The sequence below is a fragment of the Pseudomonas sp. SWRI68 genome (genome assembly GCF_014269165.1).
Taxonomy (GTDB): domain Bacteria; phylum Pseudomonadota; class Gammaproteobacteria; order Pseudomonadales; family Pseudomonadaceae; genus Aquipseudomonas; species Aquipseudomonas capeferrum.
Genome location: NZ_JABWRU010000004.1, coordinates 24,363 through 46,759 on the forward strand (window position 1 = coordinate 24,363; position 22,397 = coordinate 46,759).

16 protein-coding genes are annotated in these 22,397 nt (G+C 62.7%); 15 read left to right on the top strand and 1 reads right to left on the bottom strand.

The window, feature by feature from the left end; genetic code table 11:
* The first annotated feature begins 151 nt into the window (after window positions 1-151).
* The 4 genes from rpmE (at window position 152) to ltrA (ending at window position 4,544) form a co-directional block, all read left to right on the top strand.
* On the top strand, window positions 152-367 hold the full coding sequence (gene rpmE, locus HU770_RS08315) for a 50S ribosomal protein L31 (protein WP_033702012.1): 216 nt from the start codon (window positions 152-154) through the stop codon (window positions 365-367).
* Between the two features lie 2 nt (window positions 368-369).
* The gene (locus HU770_RS08320) at window positions 370-1,191 is read left to right on the top strand and encodes a thermonuclease family protein (protein WP_186652923.1); all 822 of its coding nucleotides are present in this window, start codon (window positions 370-372) and stop codon (window positions 1,189-1,191) included.
* A gap of 178 nt (window positions 1,192-1,369) precedes the next feature.
* Entirely contained in the window at window positions 1,370-2,638 is a 1,269-nt protein-coding gene (locus tag HU770_RS08325) for a malic enzyme-like NAD(P)-binding protein (RefSeq protein WP_027592351.1), read from the top strand.
* Between the two features lie 484 nt (window positions 2,639-3,122).
* A complete protein-coding gene (ltrA, locus tag HU770_RS08330) occupies window positions 3,123-4,544 on the top strand; it encodes a group II intron reverse transcriptase/maturase (protein ID WP_186663473.1) in 1,422 nt (473 codons plus the stop codon).
* A gap of 190 nt (window positions 4,545-4,734) precedes the next feature.
* Here the strand turns inward: ltrA and HU770_RS08335 are convergent, their stop codons facing one another.
* On the bottom strand, window positions 4,735-7,188 hold the full coding sequence (locus HU770_RS08335) for a penicillin-binding protein 1A (protein WP_186663474.1): 2,454 nt from the start codon (window positions 7,186-7,188) through the stop codon (window positions 4,735-4,737).
* Window positions 7,189-7,366: 178 nt separating this feature from the next.
* Here HU770_RS08335 and pilM point away from each other — a divergent pair, with 178 nt between their 5' ends.
* The 11 genes from pilM to HU770_RS08390 all read left to right on the top strand — a co-directional run bounded on the left by pilM (window position 7,367) and on the right by HU770_RS08390 (window position 22,369).
* Window positions 7,367-8,230, top strand: a complete 864-nt coding sequence (gene pilM / locus HU770_RS08340; RefSeq protein WP_186652920.1) for a pilus assembly protein PilM — start codon at window positions 7,367-7,369, stop codon at window positions 8,228-8,230.
* Complete coding sequence (locus HU770_RS08345) at window positions 8,227-8,763, top strand: PilN domain-containing protein (protein ID WP_186652918.1); 537 nt, start codon at window positions 8,227-8,229, stop codon at window positions 8,761-8,763. Before pilM ends, HU770_RS08345 begins: the two co-directional genes overlap by 4 nt.
* Window positions 8,764-8,777: 14 nt before the next feature.
* Window positions 8,778-9,776 carry a pilus assembly protein PilP gene (locus HU770_RS08350; RefSeq protein ID WP_186663475.1) on the top strand — a complete coding sequence of 333 codons (999 nt, stop codon included), beginning with the start codon at window positions 8,778-8,780 and terminating at the stop codon, window positions 9,774-9,776.
* Window positions 9,700-10,968 carry a secretin N-terminal domain-containing protein gene (locus tag HU770_RS08355; protein ID WP_186663476.1) on the top strand — a complete coding sequence of 423 codons (1,269 nt, stop codon included), beginning with the start codon at window positions 9,700-9,702 and terminating at the stop codon, window positions 10,966-10,968. The genes HU770_RS08350 and HU770_RS08355 overlap by 77 nt, the downstream gene beginning before the upstream one ends.
* A 4-nt stretch (window positions 10,969-10,972) precedes the next feature.
* A complete protein-coding gene (gene aroK / locus HU770_RS08360) occupies window positions 10,973-11,491 on the top strand; it encodes a shikimate kinase AroK (RefSeq protein ID WP_033702005.1) in 519 nt (172 codons plus the stop codon).
* 96 nt (window positions 11,492-11,587) lie between these two features.
* On the top strand, window positions 11,588-12,685 hold the full coding sequence (gene aroB, locus HU770_RS08365) for a 3-dehydroquinate synthase (protein ID WP_047582202.1): 1,098 nt from the start codon (window positions 11,588-11,590) through the stop codon (window positions 12,683-12,685).
* Window positions 12,686-12,700: 15 nt separating this feature from the next.
* The gene (locus tag HU770_RS08370; RefSeq protein ID WP_033702003.1) at window positions 12,701-14,326 is read left to right on the top strand and encodes an AAA family ATPase; all 1,626 of its coding nucleotides are present in this window, start codon (window positions 12,701-12,703) and stop codon (window positions 14,324-14,326) included.
* Window positions 14,327-14,699: 373 nt separating this feature from the next.
* Window positions 14,700-19,145 (top strand): glutamate synthase large subunit, encoded by a 4,446-nt coding sequence (gene gltB / locus HU770_RS08375; protein WP_095063901.1) that lies wholly within the window; start codon window positions 14,700-14,702, stop codon window positions 19,143-19,145.
* Between the two features lie 122 nt (window positions 19,146-19,267).
* On the top strand, window positions 19,268-20,686 hold the full coding sequence (locus HU770_RS08380) for an FAD-dependent oxidoreductase (protein ID WP_033702001.1): 1,419 nt from the start codon (window positions 19,268-19,270) through the stop codon (window positions 20,684-20,686).
* 151 nt (window positions 20,687-20,837) lie between these two features.
* On the top strand, window positions 20,838-21,902 hold the full coding sequence (hemE, locus tag HU770_RS08385; protein ID WP_033701999.1) for a uroporphyrinogen decarboxylase: 1,065 nt from the start codon (window positions 20,838-20,840) through the stop codon (window positions 21,900-21,902).
* Window positions 21,903-22,021: 119 nt separating this feature from the next.
* The gene (locus HU770_RS08390; protein WP_186652910.1) at window positions 22,022-22,369 is read left to right on the top strand and encodes a NirD/YgiW/YdeI family stress tolerance protein; all 348 of its coding nucleotides are present in this window, start codon (window positions 22,022-22,024) and stop codon (window positions 22,367-22,369) included.
* Window positions 22,370-22,397: the final 28 nt, after the last annotated feature.

The window sequence follows — 22,397 nt, forward strand, 5'->3', positions numbered from 1 at the left end:
GGCGTTTCAAAGACTGGCGAGCCTAGCAGACGACAGTCGGTGCAAGCGACAACTTGCGCTGAGGCTGGGCTCTGGTATTATTCGCCGCCTAATTACGTGCGGTATTCAACAATTGGTGTTGGGTGGCGGCACGCAGCTCGAGGAAGTGACCATGAAAGCAAATATTCATCCGAACTACGAAGTAGTTGCAGTCACCTGCAGCTGCGGCAACAAGTTTGAAAGCCGTTCGACCCTGGGTAGCACCCTGGCGATCGACGTTTGCAACCTGTGCCACCCGTTCTACACCGGTAAGCAGAAAGTCCTGGACACCGGTGGTCGCGTACAGAAGTTTGCCGATCGCTTCGGCATGTTCGGTGCCAAGAAGTAATAATGCGCATGGCGAATCCCTCGGGTTTCGCGCTGTTGCAAAAAAAAGCGCCCCTTGTGGGCGCTTTTTTTGTGGCCGCGATCTGGCATTTGCCGGCCCTGGCGTTCTGCCCGCTGCCGGCCAACCCGCAGCCCGTGGTGGTGCGGCAGGTGGTGGATGGCGATACCTTGCGCCTGACCGATGGCCGCAGTGTACGCATGATCGGCATCAATGCCCCGGAGATCGGGCGCAAGGGGCGTACCAGCGAGCCCTATGCCGAGGCCGCCAAGCGGCGCCTGCAGGCCTTGGTCAAGGCCAGCGACGGGCGTGTCGGGCTGGTGCCGGGTGCCGAGGCCAAAGACAAATACGGCCGCACGCTGGCACATATCTACGGCCGCAATGGCAACAATCTTGAAGCACAGCTGCTCAGCGAGGGGCTTGGCTACCGCGTCGCCGTTGCCCCCAATGTGCGCTTGGTGGGTTGCCAGCAACTGGCCGAGCAAGTAGCGCGCAAGGCGGGTATCGGCCTGTGGCGCAGTTCGCCGGTGGCGCGCGCGAGGGATGTCCGGCAGTCCGGCTTCGCTGTCATCGGTGGCCGCATTCAAGGTGTCGAGCGTAATCGCGGCGGCGTCTGGCTGACGCTGGATTCCACCGTGGTGCTGCAGGTTCCCGCTCGTCTGCAACGCAACTTCCCGCCCAGCTTCTTCGATAACCTCAAAGGACGCCAGGTCGAGGCGCGTGGCTGGGTGCTGGATCGTTCCCGCAAGGGCGGCCTGCAGCCTGGGCAGCGACGCTGGGTGTTGCCATTGACCGATCCGAGCATGTTGGAACGCATTTCAGGCTGAAAAGATGTAGACATTTCGCTATTGGATTGTACACACTGTCAGTCTTATGCCCCGTGGGTTATAGCGTAAAGTCGTAGGCTAAAGGCCTTGACACAAGTGACCGACCAGTCTTGTGACTCCCCGGCTCTTTGCGTATCCTCGGCGGTCCGTCAGAACAGTAAATAGCGGAATGCCCACCATGTCAGACCTGAAAACCGCCGCTCTCGAATACCACGCTCAACCTCGTCCGGGGAAACTGAGCGTCGAGCTCTCCAAGCCCACCGCCACCGCCCGCGACCTCGCCCTGGCTTACAGCCCAGGTGTTGCCGAACCCGTGCGCGAAATCGGCCGTGATCCAGAGCTGGCCTACAAGTACACCGGCAAGGGCAACCTGGTTGCGGTGATCTCTGATGGTACCGCCATCCTCGGTCTGGGTGACCTGGGCCCACTGGCCTCGAAGCCGGTCATGGAAGGCAAGGGTGTTCTGTTCAAGCGTTTCGCCGGTATCGATGTGTTCGACATCGAAGTCGAGTCGGAGAGCCCACAGGCCTTCATCGACACCGTTCGCCGCATTTCGATCACTTTTGGTGGCATCAACCTCGAAGACATCAAGGCACCCGAGTGCTTCGAAATCGAGCGCACCCTGATCGAACAGTGCGACATCCCGGTCTTCCACGATGACCAGCACGGCACCGCGATCGTTACCGCCGCCGGCATGATCAACGCCCTGGAAATCGCCGGCAAGAAGCTGGAAGAAGCCAAGATCGTCTGCCTGGGTGCCGGCGCTGCCGCCATCTCGTGCATGAAGCTGCTGGTCAGCATGGGTGCCAAGGTCGAAAACATCTACATGATCGACCGCAGCGGCGTGATTCACGCTGGCCGCGACGACCTGAACCAGTACAAGGCGCAGTTCGCCCACGCAACCGACAAGCGCACCCTGGCTGACGCCCTGAACGGTGCCGACGTGTTCGTTGGCCTGTCCGGCCCGAACCTGCTGAGCGCAGAAGGCCTGAAGTCGATGGCGGCCAACCCAATCGTGTTCGCCTGCTCGAACCCCGATCCGGAAATCTCGCCAGAGCTGGCTCACGCCACCCGCAACGATGTGATCATGGCCACCGGTCGTTCCGACTACCCGAACCAGGTCAACAACGTACTGGGCTTCCCGTTCATCTTCCGTGGTGCCCTGGACGTTCGCGCCAAGCGCATCAACGAAGAAATGAAGATCGCCGCCGCCATCGCCCTGAAAGACCTGGCCAAGCTGCCGGTGCCGAAGGAAGTCTGCGAAGCCTACGGCGTCGAAGGCCTGGAGTTCGGCCGTGAGTACATCATTCCGAAGCCTCTGGATGCCCGTCTGATCACCGTCGTTTCCGATGCCGTTGCCAAGGCAGCCATCGAATCCGGCGTGGCGACCCTGCCGTATCCGAAGCACTACCCGCTGAACAGCGTGGATGAAGTGTTCAACGGCTGATTCTGGTCGTAGCCACACAAGAAAGCCCCGGCTCGTGAGAGTCGGGGCTTTTTTTGTGTGCGCCAGGCATGGCGCGTTGCGCGTAAGCGCAACCCGCTTGGCTGTGGTGGCCAAGTGGGTGACTTGGAGGTGAAAGTCCTCTACACACCCGGCAAGGGGAAGTGTTAGCCGGAGGCAAGGGTGTCGCGGGTGACTGCGAATCTGAAGGAAGCCCGAGGCAAAATGCTGGCCTGACGAACAGGAAGCGGATAGAGGCGGCACAGCGGGGTGAGGTGGCACAAATCGCCAAAGCCCAATACTTGCACGGAGCGCTGTGACGTAGATCCGACAGGCATAAGCAGGAAGGTCGCGCGAATTACCCTGGGAGATCTGTACGTTTGCCATTGTGCTACCGCGCGTCGAAAGGCGACGGGATGAGCGTGCAGAAGTCAGCCGAAGCCGTAGTAAGTGGCGGTTAACCGCGCTACCAAGGGCCGAACAGGTTATGCCGCCAGTAGGCGTCACCGTCTCGTTGGTAACCGTAATGCAGAAATTTCCCACAGCGGAAACTGTCATCCCGAGTCCCGGCCAGAAGCCGAGGGTGACGCCTGACAGTGCAAAGGTATCGACGGCGTCCGTGACGTGGACGAACGCGGAGCCGGACACGCTGATGGAGCAGGTGCTTGCACCGGCCAACCTCAGACGTGCGTATCAACGCGTGGTCAGCAACAAGGGAGCACCGGGTGCCGATGGCATGACGGTCGCTGACTTGGCGGGCTACGTGAAACAGTATTGGCCAACCCTCAGGGCCAGGTTACTGGCCGGTGAATACCATCCCCAAGCAGTGCGAGCGGTTGAAATTCCCAAGCCGCAGGGCGGCACACGGCAACTGGGAATCCCCAGCGTCGTGGATCGCCTGATCCAGCAAGCACTGCAGCAGCAGCTCACACCTATCTTCGACCCACTGTTCTCGGACTACAGCTATGGTTTTCGTCCGGGCAGAAGTACGCATCAAGCCATCGAGATGGCTCGTGCTCATGTGACAGCGGGACACCGCTGGTGTGTGGAACTCGATCTGGAGAGGTTTTTCGATCGGGTCAATCACGACATCCTCATGGCCTGCATCGAACGTCGGGTCAAAGACAAGTGCGCACTCAGGCTTATCCGCCGCTACCTTGAAGCCGGGATCATGTCGGGCGGTGTCGTCAGCCCACGGCAGGAGGGAACGCCGCAAGGCGGCCCGCTTTCGCCGTTGCTGTCGAACATCTTGCTCGACGAACTCGACCGCGAGCTGGAGCGACGGGGCCATCGCTTCGTACGTTATGCCGATGATGCGAACATCTATGTGCGCAGTCCTCGGGCTGGCGAACGGGTGTTGGTCAGCGTCGAGCGCTTCCTGAGAGAACGTCTGAAGCTGACGGTGAACAGGAAGAAAAGCCAAGTGGCAAGGGCGTGGAAGTGCGACTACCTAGGCTATGGGATGAGCTGGCACCAGCAGCCAAGGCTGCGCGTGGCAAGGGTGAGCCTAGGCCGCTTACGCGACCGGCTCAGAATGCTGCTGCGTAGTGTACGGGCTCGCAAGGTGGCGACTGTCATCGAGCGAATCAACCCCGTCCTGCGAGGCTGGGCTGGCTACTTCAAGCTCATTCAGAGCAAAGGGCCTCTTGTGGATTTGGACGGCTGGGTCAGGCACAAACTTCGCTGCGTTATCTGGCGCCAATGGAAGCGGCCCTCCACGAGGGCGCGCAACCTGATGCGTCTAGGGCTGGGTGAGGAGCGTGCCTGTAAGTCGGCTTTCAATGGTCGCGGCCCATGGTGGAACTCTGGAGCGCCACATATGAATCAGGCGCTGCCGAAGAAGCTCTGGGATCGACTCGGGCTTGTCTCGATACTGGATACGATCAACCGGCTTAGCCGCATGACCTGAACCGCCGTGTACGGAACCGTACGCACGGTGGTGTGAGAGGACGGCGGGTGTAAACCCGCCTCCTACTCGATCTTGGAGGCGTAGGGGCAGTGGGATTCGTCACCACACTTTTGTCGGCTGCGAAATTGGGCGCCGCGCGGGCGGCGCTCGATTTACGCGCCCACTCAAACCTCAAGACAGCACTGCGCTTTTAGAACAGATCCATCGGCGCCGCTTCATCTGCCGGCAGCGGGCTGCCCGGTGCCGCACCGTTGCCCAGCTCATCCACCGACGGCGGCGAGTCTTCAGCCTTGAACAGCTCGAAATAGGCGTTGGGCGTGCTCGGCGAGGCGGCGCGACCGCTGACCGGGTCAACCCGCAGGCTGAGGATGCCTTCCGGCTCCGCAGGGGCGTGGTTGGGCTTGTCCTTGAGCGCCGCGCCCATGAAGCTCATCCAGATCGGCAGTGCCGCTGTGCCACCGTATTCGCGACGGCCCAGGGTTTCGGGTTGGTCGAAACCGACCCATACCGTGGTCACGTAATCGGCGTTGTAGCCGGAGAACCAGGCATCCTTGGACTCGTTGGTGGTACCGGTCTTGCCCGCCAGGTCGGTGCGGCCCAGGGCCAGTGCACGGCGGCCGGTGCCGCGTTTGATCACGTCCTGCAGCATGCTGGTGAGGATGTAGCTGGTGCGCCCGTCGATGATCTGCTCAGCCACTGCCGGCACTTGTGGCGCCGGTGTGGCCTGGCCAAAGGCGGCTGGCGCCTCGCCCGGCATCGCTACGGTGCTAATCGGCTGTTCAGGCGCGGCAAGGCCAGCCTGGTCCTCGGCACCTTGAGGTACACGGGCCGGGTTGGCGGTGAACAGTGTCTCGCCGTTGCGGCTCTCGATGCGATCGATCAGGTAGGGGGTGATCTTGTAGCCGCCGTTGGCAAAAGTGCTCCAGCCAGTGGCGATCTCCATCGGGGTCAGGGTAGCCGTACCCAGTGCCAGCGACAGGTTGCGGGGCAGGTCCTGCTTGTTGAAGCCGAACTTGGCGATGTAGTCGATGGTGCGGTCCACGCCCATTGCCTGCAGCAGGCGGATCGATACCAGGTTGCGCGACTTGTACAGCGCCTCGCGCATGCGGATCGGGCCGAGGAAGGTGTTGGTGTCGTTCTTCGGTCGCCAGACCTTGTCCAGGTACTCGTCGACGAACACGATCGGCGCATCGTTGACCAGGCTGGCGGCGGTGTAGCCGCTGTCCAGTGCCGCGCTATAGATGAAAGGCTTGAAGCTTGAACCGGGTTGGCGCTTGGCCTGCATGGCGCGGTTGTAGTTGCTCTGCTCGAACGAGAAACCGCCGACCAGGGCGCGGATGGCGCCGTTGTAAGGGTCGAGGGTGACCAGCGCGCTCTGTGCGCCCGGCACCTGGCTGAACTTGAGCGTGCCGTCATCCAGGCGTTGCAGGCGCACCAGGTCGCCGACCTGTGCAACATCTGCCGGGCTCTGCGGTGTGCGGCCCTGGGAGTTGCTATTGAGGAACGGGCGCGCCCACTTCATGGTGTCCCAGTCGACGGTTTCTTCTTGGCCGCTACGGGTCAGCACCGTAAGCCCGGCCTTGTCGACCTGGGTGACGATGGCCGGCTCAAGGCCGCCCAGGGTGCGCTGCTTGCCCAGCTCCAGCAGCCAGGCTGCGTGGGTCTTGCCCGGGAAGCGCGCATCGGGGCCGCGGTAGCCGTGGCGTTCGTCGTAGTCGGAAAGGCCGCCGAGAATGGCTTTGTTGGCCATCTCCTGCATGTCGCTCGGCACGGTCGTGGTGACACGGAAGCCTTCGGTGTAGGCATCGCTGCCATAGCGGCCGACCATCTCGGCGCGGGCCATTTCAGCGATGTACGGGGCGTTCACCTCGGGGGTCGGCACGTGGTAGCTGGCGTTGAGCGGTTCGGCCAGGGCGGTCTGGTAGCTGGCCTGGTCAATCTTGCCGAGCTTGTACATGCGGCCCAGGATCCAGTCGCGGCGCTCTTTGGCGCGCACCGGGTTGGCCAGCGGGTTGAAGCGCGAAGGAGCCTTGGGCAGGCCGGCGATCATTGCCATCTGCGCCAGGCTCACGTCGCGGATCGACTTGCCGTAGTAGACCTGTGCGGCCGCATCGATGCCGTACGCCCGGTTGCCCAGGTAGATCTTGTTCACGTACAGCTCGAGGATTTCGTCCTTGGTCAGCTCACGTTCGATCTGCAGGGCCAGGAGGATTTCGTTGGTCTTGCGCGAGAAGCTGCGTTCGCTGGTCAGGAAGAAGTTCTTCGCCACCTGCATGGTGATGGTGCTGCCACCGGTCTGGATATGACCGGTTTTGACCAACTGAGTGGCCGCGCGCATCAGGCTGCTGGGGTCGACGCCATAGTGATTGAGGAAGTTGTCGTCCTCGGCTGACAGAAGCGCCTGGATAAATTGTGGGGGGATTTCCGCGAAGCGGATCGGCGAGCGGCGCATTTCGCCGAACTCGGCAATCAGCTTGCCGTCGCTGCTGTACACCCTGAGGGGGATCTGCAACTGGATGCTTCTGAGTGACTCGACCGAGGGCAGGCTAGGGCTAAGATACAGAAACGCACCGCTCACACCGAGTACGAGCGCGCTAATGACTGCGACGGAAGACCACCAGAAGAACTTCAGCAGACGTATCAAGGCTTTTGGGCGTCCAGGTTGATAAGTGAATTGCGTACGGGTCCGGCGGACCAAAAACGCTGGGCATTATAAGCATTTTTTCGCCTCGCCGGGTGACCGGCCAGGCGGCCCGTCGATCCGTTCGGCCGTGCAGGCCTAGTGTTGACGCGGGTTTGCGGCATACAGCAAAGGAGCAGTGATGCTTGGACGTTTCGGCATGGATGCCGGTTCATTGATGGGGGTGGAAATTGCCCCCGACTCGGTTCGGGTTGTGCAGCTGCGGCGGCGCAATGGGCGTTGCCAGGTCGCGGCCTGGGCGCACGAACCGTATGAGCCCTACAGTGGCGGTGACTGGGCAAGCGACCCTGTGCGCGTGGTAGGTGCCTTGCAGCGTGCCTGCAGGCGCAGCGGCATTCGGCAGCGGCGGGCTGCGCTAGCGCTGCCGGCAAATCAGGTGATCTGCAAGCCTTGCCAGCTACCGGCAGGCCAGAGTGAGGCGGACATGGAAGCGCAGTTGCTGGCCGATGCCGATCGCCTGTTTCCCTTTGCGCTGGAGGATCTGGCCTTGGACTTTCAGGTGCTTGGCCCTTCCAAGGATCAGGCCGGCTGCCTGGATGTGATGGTGGCTGCCTGTCGCCAGCGCTCATTGGAGCCGATTGAAGCCCTGCTTGATGCCGCCGGGCTGCAGCTGGAGGTGATGGAAGTCGACAGCGTCGCGTTGCAGCGAATGTTGCCGCAGAGCGAGCTTGCGGGCTCGGCCTTGTTACGCCTGGAGGCGCAAGGTGCGACGTTGCATTGCTGGCAACAGGGCGTGCCAGCGCAGCGCCGCGAGTTGCACCTCGGGCAAATGCCTGCCCAATTGCATGCGCATTTGGCGGGCGAAGCCCAGCTGAAGTGCTTGCTGGTCGTCAGCAGCTCGGTGATCGAGCAGGGGTGGCTTGAAGGCCTGAGTGAAGCGGTGAACCTGCCCTGTCGGCAACTGCCGCTGCGTGCGGGGCTGGCGCCGGAAGACGGGGGCATGCTGCTGGCATGCGCCTTGGCCTCAGGGGGCATGCGCCCATGATGCGTCTGAACCTATTACCTTGGCGCGAGCGGCAGCGCCGCTCGATGCTTCGGCGCTTCCAGTGGATGTTGCTTGGCAGTGCAATCCTGGCGCTTTGTTGCGTGATGCTGATTGACCAACTGGCACGCCAGCGCGCCCAGCAGCAAGCGACGAGCAATGCCAGCCACCAGTCTGCGCTGGCGCTGCTGGGCAAGCAGCTGGAGCAGCACACCGACGTGCGTGCCGACCATGATGCCACCCAGGCGCAGGTTGCGGCCCTGGCCCGCCTGAGGGCCGATCAGGGGGTGCTGCCTGCCTTGCTCGCAGATGTGGAGGCCGCGTTGCCCGCAGGCTTGCAGCTCACTGAGCTAACGCTTGCGCACGGCCGTTTGCACGTCACCGGTGTGGCCGCATCCGGCGCCGTGGTCGCCCAGTTCATGCGCGACCTCGAACGCTCCGAAGTGTTGCAAGGCCTGGCACTCAAGCATGTGAAGCACCTGCCTTCGGGTGACGAGTTCGTCCTGACTGCGCGCGTGTCGGCGTTCTGGTCGTGAGTGCAGCGTGGTGGATGCGTTGGCAAGCAAGGGTCGAGCGGTCCCGCCGCTTCCGGTGGGGCGCTTCGTTCCTGCTGGGTGTGCTGGTGTTGGCGCTAGGGTGTGCAGTCCGCCTGCCGGAGCTACGGCAGGCTCAAGCGCAGGTAACTGCGCAGCATAAGCAGTTGAATGAGGCACATGCGGCCAAGGCGGCGCAGGTAGTTGAGCTGGCGCGCGCAGAGGGTTCTCTGGCTGCCGCGCGGCAGGCATTGCAGCTCGCCCGATGGCAACTTTCGGCAGGGCAGCGCATGAGTGACTTGCTCGATGCCCTGGCGGCCTCGGCGCATGAATATGGCCTGTTGTTCGAGCGGCTAGACATACATGACGAAGTGAGTCAGGCCGATTACCGAACCACCCCCCTGGATGTGCACGTGGTGGGGCGCTACACGGCGTTGCGCCTTTGGCTGGACGACTGGCTGGGCCAGGCGCGGCTGCTGCGCGTCGAAGACATGAGCCTGCATCAAGCCGAGGGGCGGCCTACCGTGTTGCGCTTGCGCCTGAGGGTTCATGCCTACCATGCCGATGCGGCGCCTCCGGCGCCCGCGTCACTGGCGGATTTGCCCGCCAGGGCAGCGGCCATGCCGCCTTTGCTCGACCCGTTCGCCTCTGGTGCGGCGCGAATGCCGCCCGGCGAACTGGGCGGCGTGCCCTTGGCACAGTTGGAAATGGTCGGCAGCCTGGTACGTGGCACAGCGTATGAAGCCCTGCTGCTGTCCGCAGGGCGGCTGTATCGCGTGCGCCCAGGTGATCGGCTGGGGCGCGATGAAGGTGTTGTGGTGCGTGTCGACGAGCGGCAGGTCGAAGTGCGCGAACGTTGGTTCATGGCCAGTGCCTGGCAAGAACGCACCGCGATACTCACGCTCCGAAAAGCCCTGGACAAGGAGGTCCCGGACCCGCATGAAGAAGCTCTGGAAATGGATGGTGGCGTGGGTCTTGGCGATCCCGCTAGCGTCGGCAACGCCCTACCGGGGTGAGCCGCTGTCGCTGAACTTTCAGGATGTGCAGGTGCGCGCGGTGTTGCAGGTGCTGGCGGACTACGCCGGTGTGAACCTGGTCGCCAGCGACGCGGTGCAGGGCAATATCACCCTGCGGCTTCAGGATGTGCCCTGGGACCAGGCGCTTGATCTGGTGCTGCGTAGCAAGGGCCTGGCCCGTCGCGAAGAGGGTAATGTGCTGCTGGTGGCGCCTGCGGCCGAGCTTGCCGGGCAGTCGCTCGACGCCCGCATGGGCCAGGTGCTGGATGCCCAGTTGCAACCCCTGCAGCGTGAGCTGATGCCGATCCATCACGCCGAAGCTTCAGCGCTCGCGCAACTGCTGCTGGCGACACTGGCGGACGACGGCATCCTGACCGGGCGAGGCAGTTTGAGCGTCGATGCGCGCACCAACACCCTGGTGGCCTACCAACCCGCCGATCGCCTTGACGAGCTGCGCCAACTGGTGGCGCAGCTGGATGTGCCGGTGCGCCAGGTGGCGATCGAGGCGCGTATTGTCGAGGCCAGCGTCGATTACGAAAAGAGCCTGGGGGTGCGTTGGGGTGGGCCTTTGTACGGTGAGCGCGTGCGGCCAGGCAAGGAGCTGTTCGTCGACCTTGGCGTGGAGCGTGCCGGCTCCAGTGTGGGCCTGGGTGTGCTGCGCGGGGGCATCTTGCTCGACCTTGAACTCAGTGCCATGGAGAAGAGCGGCAATGGCGAAATCATCTCGCAGCCGAAGGTGGTCACGGCCGACAAGGAAACCGCCAGGATCCTCAAGGGCACTGAAGTGCCCTACCAGGAAACCAGCAAGAGCGGCGCCACTTCGGTGTCGTTTCGCGAGGCTTCGCTGTCGCTCGAAGTCACCCCGCAAATCACCCCGGACAACAAGGTCATCATGACCGTCAGGGTAACCAAGGACGAGCCTGATTACGTCAATGCCTTGAACAACGTACCGCCGATCCGCAAGAACGAGGTCAATGCCAAGGTTCGCGTGGCCGACGGCGAGACGATCGTGATCGGTGGTGTCTACTCGACCACGCAAAACAATGTGGTCGACAAGGTGCCATTTTTCGGCGATCTGCCGTATGTTGGGCGGCTGTTTCGACGCGATGTATTACAAGAGAAAAAATCCGAGCTGCTGGTCTTCCTGACTCCGCGTATCATGAGTGACCAGGCGATTGCTGTGAGTCGTTGATTCTGTGCGAAATTTGATACTTGTGGGGCCCATGGGCGCTGGTAAAAGCACCATTGGACGCCTCTTGGCCAAAGAGCTGCGCCTGCTGTTCAAGGATTCCGACAAGGAAATCGAACTGCGATGCGGCGCCAACATCCCGTGGATCTTCGACAAGGAAGGCGAGCCGGGCTTCCGTGACCGTGAGCAGGCGATGATCGCCGAGCTCTGCGCGCTCGACGGTGTGGTGCTGGCCACCGGTGGCGGCGCGGTCATGCGTGATGCCAACCGTCAGGCGTTGTACCAGGGTGGCCGGGTCATCTACCTGCATGCCTCGGTGGAGCAGCAGGTCGGTCGTACCGCACGCGATCGCAATCGCCCGCTGTTGCGCACCGCCAACCCGGAAGCGACCCTTCGCGCCCTGCTCGAAGCCCGCGATCCGCTTTACCGCGAAATTGCCGACCTGGTCGTTGAAACCGATGAGCGGCCACCGCGCATGGTGGTGATCGATATTCTCGAGCGCTTGCAGCAGTTGCCGCCCCGATAAGCCGGGACTATTCTCGGCCACCAGCGCCGAGGCGAGGTTCAACTTACCGCGTGCGTCGCCCAAACGGCGCCGCACCCAAGTACATTGTGGGGATACATGCAGACACTAAAGGTCGACCTGGGCGAGCGTAGCTACCCGATCTACATTGGCGAAGGCCTGCTGGACCAGCCTGAGCTGCTGGCGCCGCATATTGCCGGGCGGCAGGTCGCCATCGTTTCCAATGAAACCGTCGCGCCTCTGTACCTCGAACGCCTGGCCAAGACCCTGGGTGCGTATTCAGTGTTGCCCGTGGTGTTGCCGGATGGCGAAGCCTACAAGAACTGGGAAACGCTGCAGCTGATCTTCGATGGCTTGCTCACCGCGCGACACGACCGCCGCACCACGGTGGTAGCCCTCGGTGGCGGCGTGATCGGCGACATGGCCGGCTTTGCCGCAGCCTGTTACCAGCGCGGTGTCGATTTCATCCAGGTGCCGACTACCCTGTTGTCCCAGGTCGATTCCTCGGTCGGTGGCAAGACCGGCATCAACCACCCGTTGGGCAAGAACATGGTCGGTGCCTTCTACCAGCCCAACGCAGTGCTGATCGATACCACCAGCCTCAAGACCCTGCCAGCGCGTGAACTGTCCGCAGGCCTGGCCGAAGTGATCAAGTACGGTCTGATCTGCGACAAGCCTTTCCTCGGTTGGCTCGAGGACAATATGAATGCCCTGCGTGCCCTGGATTCTGCGGCCCTGACCGAAGCCATCAGCCGCTCCTGCGCGGCCAAGGCTGCCGTGGTCGGCGCCGACGAGCGTGAATCGGGCGTGCGGGCGACCCTGAACCTTGGGCATACCTTTGGGCACGCCATCGAAACCCACATGGGCTACGGTGTCTGGCTGCATGGCGAAGCCGTGTCGGCGGGCACGGTGATGGCCCTGGAAATGTCCATGCGCCTTGGCTGGATCGACCAGGCCGAGCGTGATCGCGCAATCCGCCTGTTGCAGGACGCAGGTTTGCCGGTGGTGCCACCACAGGAAATGACCCCGGCGCATTTCATGGAGCATATGGCGGTCGACAAGAAGGTGCTCGACGGTCGTCTGCGTCTGGTGCTGTTGCGCCAGATGGGCGAGGCCGTGATCACCGACGACTATCCGAAAGAGATTCTTCAGGCCACGCTGTCGGCGGATTACCGCGCGATCGTGGCCCAGCTTTGAGGTTGTGACAGCGCAATGACCAGTTTGCATGCCGATGAGGCCTTTCTCGACCATTACCAGTTGAGCCACGATCCGTTCGCGCCCCGCGTGCCCGGTTTCAAGTTCTTCCCTGCCCAGCGCAAGCCGGTGCTGGGCCAGTTGCACCACCTGGCGCGTTACAGCCAGTTGATGCTGGTTGTCACCGGCCCCCTGGGCAGCGGCAAGACCCTGCTGCGCCAGGCCCTGGTGGCCAGCACCAACAAGCAGTCGGTGCAAAGCGTGGTGGTTTCCGCCCGTGGCGCCAGCGATGCGGCCAGTGTGCTTGGCCAGGTCGCGCAGTCGCTGGAAGTCGCCCAGCCTGAGGTCCAGGCTATCTTGTCCAAGGTGGTGCAACTGGCGCTGACCGGGCAGGAAGTGTATTTGCTGGTGGATGATGCGGAACAACTCGACGAGTCGGCACTCCAAGCGTTGCTGGAACTGGCAGCGGGTGTTCCGGAAGGGCGCCCGCACGTGTTCCTGTTCGGCGAATCGTCGCTGATTGCCGGGTTGGATGAGCTCAGCATCGAGGAAGAACGTTTCCACGTCATCGAACTCGCCCCCTACAGCGAAGAAGAGACCCGCGAGTACCTGGAGCAGCGTCTGGATGGCGCCGGCCGGGGCATCGAGGTGTTCACCCGTGAACAGATCGTCGATATCCATGAGCACTCCGACGGTTGGCCTGGCACTATCAACCAGGTTGCCCGTGACACTTTGATCGAAGCCATGATCGCCAGCCGTTCGACGGCCAAGCGACCATCCATGGGGTTGAAAATGCCTAAGAAACACGTGCTCGCGCTGTCCGCTGTGGTCGTGGTCGCCGTTGCTGCCGCGGTTCTCATGCCCAAGAAAGGCGACAAGGCACCTGCCGAGGTGCCGGCCGCCCAGGCTCAGTTGCCCCTCGGTGAAGGCCAGCCAGGTGCTGCCCAGGCCAATAATGGCAACCCGGCCATCGAATTCTCCGGCTCGTCCCAGCCGATGCCGCTGCCGTTGGTAGGTCAGTCGCAACCGGTGATGCGCGAGCCACTGGCCCAGGCCGCTGGCATGGGTGATGGCGAAGAAGGCAGCCCGGCGGGCAATACCGCACTGCAGCCTGGCAACCCGCCGACCGTGACCACCATCGCGCCACCGCAAGGTGTGCCGGCTGGCCCGGCCCCGGTACCCGCGCAGCCAATCGCCAGTGCCCCGGTTCAGCCGGTTGCGCCTGCGCCAAAACCCGTTGCAACCCAGCCTGCTAAACCGGTTGCACCCGCCAAGCCTGCCCCGGCGCCGACCCAGGTCGCTAGTGCCAAGCCGGCCGCCAAACCTGCCGAAAAACCAGTCGCCAGTGGCAGCGCCGGTGGGGGTTGGTATGCAGGCCAGAAACCGGGCAATTATGTGGTGCAGATCCTCGGTACCAGCTCTGAAGCCTCGGCCCAGGCGTTCGTCAAGGCCCAGGGTGGCGACTATCGCTACTTCAAGAAAAACCTGCAGGGCAAGCCGCTGTACGTCGTAACTTACGGCAGCTTCGCCAACCGCGACGCAGCGGTTGCGGCAATCAAGAACTTGCCAGCGAAGGTCCAGGCTGGTAAACCTTGGCCACGTACCGTCGCCAGCGTCCAACAAGAGCTGGCCTCGGCCCGCTGATACCTGCCGGGCGGCAACACCCCGCCGCCCAGTTGCTGAGCGAACCCTGACTTTTCGTCTAGCCTGCTGCGCCCGAGCGCGGCAGGCTTTTCTGTCCCAGACTGCCGGCCACAAGCCTCTCTTGCAGTCATGGCTGAAACGCTTCAGACTCCAGCCAAGCCGCTATCACGGCGCATGGCGCAAAAACATTCAAAATAGCGACATAAATTTTCAATGGTGAGACATGAAAATTTGTGGGCATCGCTGTCGCTGTGCAACAATGGTTTTCCATGGCCACCGCAAAAAAGCTGGCATTTGATCGGCGTGGATGGTAAGTGGTTGTTAAAAAAGAGATTTACCTCCGTTGAGAGGTGAACCTGGTGAGAAAGTGTCTATGAAAACAGGTCTGTACCATCCCGAAGAATTCAAGGACAACTGTGGTTTTGGCCTGATCGCCCATATGACGGGCGAACCGAGCCACCACCTTCTGCAAACCGCCATGCAGGCGCTGACGTGCATGACCCACCGCGGCGGTATCAACGCCGACGGCAAGACCGGTGACGGTTGTGGTCTGCTCATGCAGAAGCCCGATCAGTTCCTGCGGGCCGTGGCCCAGGAGCATTTTGCCGTCGAACTGCCCAAGCAGTACGCCGTCGGCATGGTGTTCTTCAACCAGGACCCGGTCAAAGCAGAAGCTGCCCGCGCCAACATGGACCGCGAAATCCTCGCCGCCGGCCTCACGCTGGTTGGCTGGCGCAAGGTCCCGATCGACACCAGCGTGCTCGGTCGCCTGGCCCTGGAGCGCCTGCCGCAGATCGAGCAGGTGTTCATCGGCGGTGAAGGCCTGAGCGATCAGGCATTCGCCATCAAGCTGTTCAGTGCCCGTCGTCGCTCGTCCGTGGCCAACGCCCACGACACCGACCACTACATCTGCAGCTTCTCGCACAAGACCATCATCTACAAAGGCCTGATGATGCCGCGCGATCTCGCGGCGTTCTATCCAGACCTGGATGACCCGCGCCTGCAGACCGCGATCTGCGTGTTCCACCAGCGCTTCTCCACCAACACGCTGCCGAAATGGCCGCTGGCGCAGCCGTTCCGCTTCCTCGCCCACAACGGCGAGATCAACACCATCACCGGCAACCGCAACTGGGCCATGGCCCGTCGCACCAAGTTTGCCAATGACCAGATCCCGGACCTCGAAGAACTCGGCCCGCTGGTCAACCGCGTCGGTTCCGACTCGTCGAGCATGGACAACATGCTCGAACTGATGGTCACCGGTGGCATCGACCTGTTCCGCGGCGTGCGCATGCTGGTACCGCCGGCCTGGCAGAACGTCGAGACCATGGACGCCGACCTGCGCGCCTTCTACGAATACAACTCCATGCACATGGAGCCGTGGGATGGCCCGGCCGGTATCGTCATGACCGAAGGCCGCCACGCGGTGTGCCTGCTCGACCGCAACGGCCTGCGCCCGGCGCGCTGGGTAACCACCACCAACGGCTACATCACCATCGCCTCGGAAATCGGCGTATGGGGCTACCAGCCTGAAGAGGTGATCGCCAAGGGCCGTGTCGGCCCGGGCCAGATCTTCGCGGTGGACACCGAAACCGGCCAGATCCTCGATACCGACGCCATCGACAACCGGCTGAAGTCGCGCCACCCGTACAAGCGCTGGTTGCGTCAGCATGCCACGCGCATCCAGGCGACCCTTACCGACGACCAGGGCGCGGCCAGCTACGACGCTGACCAGCTCAAGCAGTACATGAAGATGTTCCAGGTCACCTTCGAAGAGCGTGACCAGGTACTGCGCCCGCTGGGTGAGCAGGGCCAGGAAGCGGTCGGCTCGATGGGTGACGACACGCCGATGGCCGTGCTGTCGCAGCGCGTGCGTTCGCCGTACGACTTCTTCCGCCAGCAGTTCGCCCAGGTGACCAACCCGCCGATCGACCCGCTGCGCGAAGCGATCGTCATGTCGCTGGAAATCTGCCTGGGCGCCGAGCGCAATATCTTCCAGGAGTCCCCGGAGCACGCTTCGCGGGTGATCCTCAGCTCGCCGGTGATCTCGCCTGCCAAGTGGCGCTCGTTGATGAACCTGGAGCGCGAAGGCTTCGACCGCCAGCTGATCGACCTCAACTACGAGCAAGGTGTCGGCCTGGAAGCGGCTATCCGCAACATCGCCGACCAGGCTGAAGAAGCGGTGCGCGGCGGCAAGACCCAACTGGTACTGAGCGACCGCTACATCGCCCCGGGCAAATTGCCGGTGCACGCTTCGCTCGCCGTGGGTGCGGTGCACCACCGCCTGACCGAGCAAGGCCTGCGTTGCGACAGCAACATCCTGGTCGAAACCGCCACTGCCCGTGACCCGCACCACTTTGCCGTGCTGCTGGGCTTCGGTGCCTCGGCCGTTTACCCGTACCTGGCCTATGAAGTGCTGGCTGACCTTATTCGCACCGGCGAAGTGCTGGGCGACCTGGACGAGGTGTTCAAGTACTACCGCAAAGGCATCTCCAAGGGCTTGCTGAAGATCCTGTCGAAGATGGGCATCTCCACCATCGCTTCGTACCGCGGTGCGCAGCTGTTCGAAGCCATCGGCCTGGCCGAAGACGTGGTCGGCCTGAGCTTCAAAGGTGTATCGAGCCGCATCAAGGGTGCGCGTTTCGAAGACTTGGAAAGCGACCAGAAGCTGCTTGCTGCCGAAGCCTGGAGCGCGCGCAAGCCGATCCAGCAAGGTGGCCTGCTCAAGTTCGTCCACGGTGGCGAATACCACGCCTACAACCCGGACGTGGTCAACACCCTGCAGGCCGCTGTGCAGCAGGGCGACTACGCCAAGTTCAAGGAATACACCTCGCTGGTCGACCAGCGCCCGGTGTCGATGATCCGCGACCTGCTCAAGGTCAAAGTGGCTGACCAGCCGCTGGCGATCGAGCAGATCGAGCCGTTGGAGGCCATCCTCAAGCGCTTCGATTCCGCCGGTATCTCGCTGGGCGCCTTGTCACCAGAAGCCCACGAGGCGCTGGCCGAGGCCATGAACCGCCTGGGCGCGCGCTCGAACTCCGGCGAGGGCGGTGAAGACCCGTCGCGCTACGGCACGGTGCGCAGCTCCAAGATCAAGCAAGTGGCCACCGGCCGCTTCGGCGTCACCCCGGAATACCTGGTCAACGCCGAAGTGCTGCAGATCAAGGTGGCCCAGGGCGCCAAGCCGGGCGAAGGCGGCCAGTTGCCGGGCGGCAAGGTCAACGGCCTGATCGCCAAGCTGCGCTACGCGGTACCGGGTGTGACCCTGATCTCGCCACCGCCGCACCACGACATCTACTCGATCGAAGACTTGGCCCAGCTGATCTACGACCTCAAGCAGGTCAACCCGCAGGCGCTGGTTTCGGTCAAGCTGGTGGCCGAGGCAGGCGTTGGCACCATCGCTGCAGGCGTGGCCAAGGCCTATGCCGACCTGATCACCATCTCCGGCTACGACGGCGGTACCGGCGCTTCGCCGTTGACCTCCATCAAGTACGCCGGCGCGCCGTGGGAACTCGGCCTTGCCGAAACCCACCAGACCCTGCGCGGCAACGACCTGCGCGGCAAGGTGCGGGTACAGACCGACGGTGGCCTGAAAACCGGCCTGGACGTGATCAAGGCCGCCATCCTTGGCGCCGAGAGCTTCGGCTTCGGCACCGCACCGATGATTGCCCTGGGCTGCAAGTACCTGCGTATCTGCCACCTGAACAACTGCGCCACCGGCGTAGCCACCCAGAACGACAAGCTGCGCAAGGACCACTACATCGGCACCGTCGACATGGTGATCAACTTCTTCACCTTCGTCGCCGAAGAAACCCGCGAGTGGCTGGCCAAACTGGGCGTGCGCAGCCTGGGCGAGCTGATCGGCCGCACCGACCTGCTCGACATACTGCCAGGCGACACCGAGCGCCAGCAGTACCTGGACCTGTCGCCACTGCTGGGCAGCTCGCACATTCCTGCGGACAAGCCGCAGTTCTGCGAAGTCGACAAGAACCCGCCGTTCGACAAGGGCGAGCTGGCCGAGAAGATGGTCGAGATGGCCATGTCGGCGATCCGCGACCAGTCCGGTGGCGAGTTCAGCCTCGACATCTGCAACTGCGACCGTTCCATCGGCGCGCGTATCTCTGGTGAGATCGCCCGCCTGCACGGCAACCAGGGCATGGCCGCTGCGCCGATCACCTTCCGCTTCAAGGGCACTGCGGGCCAGAGCTTCGGCGTGTGGAACGCCGGTGGCCTGAACCTGCATCTGGAAGGCGACGCCAACGACTACGTCGGCAAGGGCATGACCGGTGGCAAGGTGACCATCGTGCCACCTGCCGGCAGCCCGTTCGAAACCCAGCACAGCGCCATCGTCGGCAACACCTGCCTGTACGGCGCCACTGGCGGCAAGCTGTTTGCCGCCGGTACCGCGGGCGAGCGCTTCGCTGTGCGTAACTCTGGCGCCCACGCTGTTGTCGAGGGCACTGGCGATCACTGCTGTGAATACATGACCGGCGGCTTTGTCTGCGTCCTGGGCAAGACTGGTTACAACTTCGGTTCTGGCATGACGGGCGGCTTCGCCTACGTGCTCGACATGGACAACAGCTTCGTCGACAAGCTCAACCATGAACTGGTGGAAATCCAGCGCATCAGTGGTGAAGCGATGGAGGCCTACCGCAGCCACCTGGCGCGGGTCCTTGCCGAATACGTGGACGAGACCGGCAGCGAGTGGGGGCGTGAGCTCTCGGAAAACCTGGACGACTACGTGCGTCGCTTCTGGTTGGTCAAGCCCAAGGCGGCCACCCTCAAGCAACTGCTGTCCAGCACCCGCGCCAACCCGCAGTAACAACAACTGCAAGTGGCAAGCCTCAAGCTGCAGGTAATGCAGTGCGAGGCTTGCCGGACCCAAGTGATCGACTTGCAGCTTGCAGCTTCTGGCTTGCGACTGCGGTAAAGAGGTTTTGAAAAATGGCTGAACGTCTGAACAACGACTTCCAGTTCATCGAAGTGGGGCGTAAAGACCCGAAGAAAAAGCTGCTGCGCCAGCGCAAGAAAGAGTTCGTCGAAATCTACGAGCCCTTCAAGCCGCAGCAGTCCGTGGAGCAGGCGCACCGCTGCCTGGGCTGCGGTAACCCGTATTGCGAGTGGAAGTGCCCGGTGCACAACTTCATCCCCAACTGGTTGAAGCTGGTTTCCGAAGGCAACATCCTGGCGGCGGCCGAGCTGTCGCACCAGACCAACACCCTGCCTGAGGTGTGCGGCCGGGTATGCCCGCAGGACCGTCTGTGCGAGGGTGCCTGCACCCTGAACGACGGTTTTGGCGCGGTGACCATCGGCTCGGTGGAGAAGTACATCACCGACACCGCCTTCGCCATGGGCTGGCGCCCGGACATGTCCAAGGTCAAGCCGACCGGCAAGCGTGTTGCCATCATCGGTGCCGGCCCAGCGGGTCTGGGCTGCGCTGACGTGCTGGTACGTGCCGGTGTGACCCCGGTTGTGTTCGATCGCAACCCGGAAATCGGCGGCTTGCTGACCTTCGGCATCCCCGAATTCAAGCTGGAAAAGACCGTGCTGAGCAATCGCCGCGAAGTCTTCACCGGCATGGGCATCGAGTTTCGCCTGAACACCGAGGTGGGCAAGGACATCACCCTGGAGCAACTGCTCGCCGAGTACGATGCCGTGTTCATGGGCATGGGCACCTACACCTACATGAAGGGCGGCTTCCCGGGTGAGGACCTGCCGGGGGTGCATGACGCGCTGGATTTCCTGATCGCCAACGTCAACCGCAACCTGGGCTTCGAAAAGTCGCCTGAAGATTTCGTCGACATGCAGGGTAAGAAGGTCGTGGTACTGGGCGGTGGTGACACCGCGATGGACTGCAACCGCACTTCGATTCGCCAGGGCGCCAAGTCGGTGACCTGTGCCTACCGCCGTGACGAGGCCAACATGCCGGGCTCGCGCAAAGAGGTGAAGAACGCCAAGGAAGAAGGCGTGAAGTTCCTCTATAACCGTCAGCCGATCGCCATTGTCGGCGAGGACAAGGTCGAAGGCGTCAAAGTGGTCGAGACCCGTCTCGGCGAGCCGGATGCCCGTGGCCGTCGCAGCCCTGAGCCGATCCCGGGCTCCGAAGAGATCCTGCCGGCTGACGCCGTGGTGATCGCCTTCGGCTTCCGCCCGAGCCCGGCGCCGTGGTTCGAGCAGTTTGGCATCCAGATGGACAGCCAGGGTCGCGTGGTAGCACCGGAGAAAGGTAAGTTCAAGCACCAGACCAGCAACCCTAAAGTGTTTGCCGGTGGCGACATGGTGCGGGGTTCGGACTTGGTGGTAACGGCCATTTTCGAAGGCCGTACAGCGGCTGAAGGTATTCTGGACTACCTCGAAGTCTGACCGATTGCGGGGGCTGCACAGCAGCCCTTGGCATACTTTGTATACAAAATTGCTTGATCCACGGCACCCAATAGACAAAACGCATGGCCTCGGCCGTGCCTTTTGTGCTGGCGTCTGAGAAAATGCCCGCACTTTTTTGCCGGATGCCGACATGACTGCCCTGAAGAACGATCGTTTCCTGCGTGCACTGCTCAAGCAACCCGTAGACGTCACCCCGGTGTGGATGATGCGCCAGGCCGGCCGCTACCTGCCGGAATACCGCGCCAGCCGCGCCAAGGCCGGTGACTTCATGAGCCTGTGCATGAACCCGCAGTTCGCCTGCGAGGTCACCCTGCAGCCGCTGGACCGCTACCCGCTGGACGCGGCGATCCTCTTCTCGGACATCCTCACCATCCCCGACGCCATGGGCCTGGGCCTGTACTTCGAGACCGGCGAAGGCCCGCGTTTCAAGAAGGTGATCAGCACTCCGGCCGACATCGAAGCGTTGCCGATTCCCGACCCGCAAAAAGACCTGGGCTACGTGATGGACGCGGTCAGCACCATCCGCCGCGAGCTCAACGGCCGCGTGCCGCTGATCGGCTTCTCCGGCAGCCCCTGGACCTTGGCCACCTACATGGTCGAAGGCGGCTCGTCCAAGGACTTCCGCAAGACCAAGGCCATGGCCTACGACAACCCAGAGGCCCTGCACCTGCTGCTGGACAAGCTGGCCCAGTCGGTCACCAGCTACCTCAACGGCCAGATCCTGGCCGGCGCACAGGCGGTGCAGATCTTCGACACTTGGGGTGGCAACCTGTCGGCGGCGGCTTACCAGGAGTTCTCCCTGGCCTACATGCGCAAGATCGTCAGCGGCCTGATCCGTGAGCACGATGGGCGCAAGGTGCCGGTCATCATGTTCACCAAAAACGGTGGCCTGTGGCTGGAGAGCATTGCCGAAGCGGGTGCAGATGCGCTGGGCCTGGACTGGACCTGCGACATCGGTGATGCCCGCCGCCGTGTCGGTGACAAGGTTGCGCTGCAAGGCAACATGGACCCGACCGTGCTGTACGCCAAGCCTGAGGCCATCCGCAAGGAAGTGGCGCGCATTCTGGCCAGCTATGGCAAGGGCACTGGCCACGTGTTCAACCTCGGCCATGGCATTACGCCTGAGGTCGACCCGGAGCACGCCGGTGTGTTCATCAACGCCGTGCATGAGCTGTCGGCGCAGTACCACCAGTGATCTGATGCAGCTGCAACAAAGAACCCGGCCTTGATGCCGGGTTTTTTGTTGCATTAAGTTTGAGTTCAGCGATCGTCGTTAATCTGGTCCCATCGAAACCGAAACAGGACCTGATCCTCATGAAAATCCGTTACCTTGCTCTGATCCTCGCTCCCCTGTTCAGCACCGCTGCCCTGGCGGCCAGCTATACCGGCCCGGGTGCCCAGTCGGTGACCACCGTGGCGGCTGCAAACGATGCCGCAGATGACACACCGGTGGTGCTGCAGGGGTATGTGACCAAGAAGGTCAACAACGACGACAAGTACGAGTTCAAGGACACCACCGGCACCATCACCGTCGAAATCGACGATGAAGACCTGCCACCGACCCCGTTCAATGACAAGACCAAGGTCAAGCTGACCGGCGAGGTGGAGAAGCACTTGATGAGCCGCGAAGTGGATGTGGATATTGTCGAGATCGTCAACTGATCCACGATTTCGGGGCCGCAACGCGGCC

What these genes read in the sequence shown, in the direction of transcription:
- HU770_RS08370 (WP_033702003.1), top strand. Translation starts at nt 12,701, where the DNA reads ATGACCAGTTTGCATGCCGATGAGGCCTTTCTCGACCATTACCAGTTG.
- HU770_RS08325 (WP_027592351.1), top strand. Translation starts at nt 1,370, where the DNA reads ATGTCAGACCTGAAAACCGCCGCTCTCGAATACCACGCTCAACCTCGT.
- HU770_RS08345 (WP_186652918.1), top strand. Translation starts at nt 8,227, where the DNA reads ATGATGCGTCTGAACCTATTACCTTGGCGCGAGCGGCAGCGCCGCTCG.
- gltB (WP_095063901.1), top strand. Translation starts at nt 14,700, where the DNA reads ATGAAAACAGGTCTGTACCATCCCGAAGAATTCAAGGACAACTGTGGT.
- HU770_RS08380 (WP_033702001.1), top strand. Translation starts at nt 19,268, where the DNA reads ATGGCTGAACGTCTGAACAACGACTTCCAGTTCATCGAAGTGGGGCGT.
- rpmE (WP_033702012.1), top strand. Translation starts at nt 152, where the DNA reads ATGAAAGCAAATATTCATCCGAACTACGAAGTAGTTGCAGTCACCTGC.
- HU770_RS08350 (WP_186663475.1), top strand. Translation starts at nt 8,778, where the DNA reads ATGCGTTGGCAAGCAAGGGTCGAGCGGTCCCGCCGCTTCCGGTGGGGC.
- pilM (WP_186652920.1), top strand. Translation starts at nt 7,367, where the DNA reads ATGCTTGGACGTTTCGGCATGGATGCCGGTTCATTGATGGGGGTGGAA.
- HU770_RS08390 (WP_186652910.1), top strand. Translation starts at nt 22,022, where the DNA reads ATGAAAATCCGTTACCTTGCTCTGATCCTCGCTCCCCTGTTCAGCACC.
- ltrA (WP_186663473.1), top strand. Translation starts at nt 3,123, where the DNA reads ATGCCGCCAGTAGGCGTCACCGTCTCGTTGGTAACCGTAATGCAGAAA.
- HU770_RS08320 (WP_186652923.1), top strand. Translation starts at nt 370, where the DNA reads ATGCGCATGGCGAATCCCTCGGGTTTCGCGCTGTTGCAAAAAAAAGCG.
- hemE (WP_033701999.1), top strand. Translation starts at nt 20,838, where the DNA reads ATGACTGCCCTGAAGAACGATCGTTTCCTGCGTGCACTGCTCAAGCAA.
- HU770_RS08355 (WP_186663476.1), top strand. Translation starts at nt 9,700, where the DNA reads ATGAAGAAGCTCTGGAAATGGATGGTGGCGTGGGTCTTGGCGATCCCG.
- aroB (WP_047582202.1), top strand. Translation starts at nt 11,588, where the DNA reads ATGCAGACACTAAAGGTCGACCTGGGCGAGCGTAGCTACCCGATCTAC.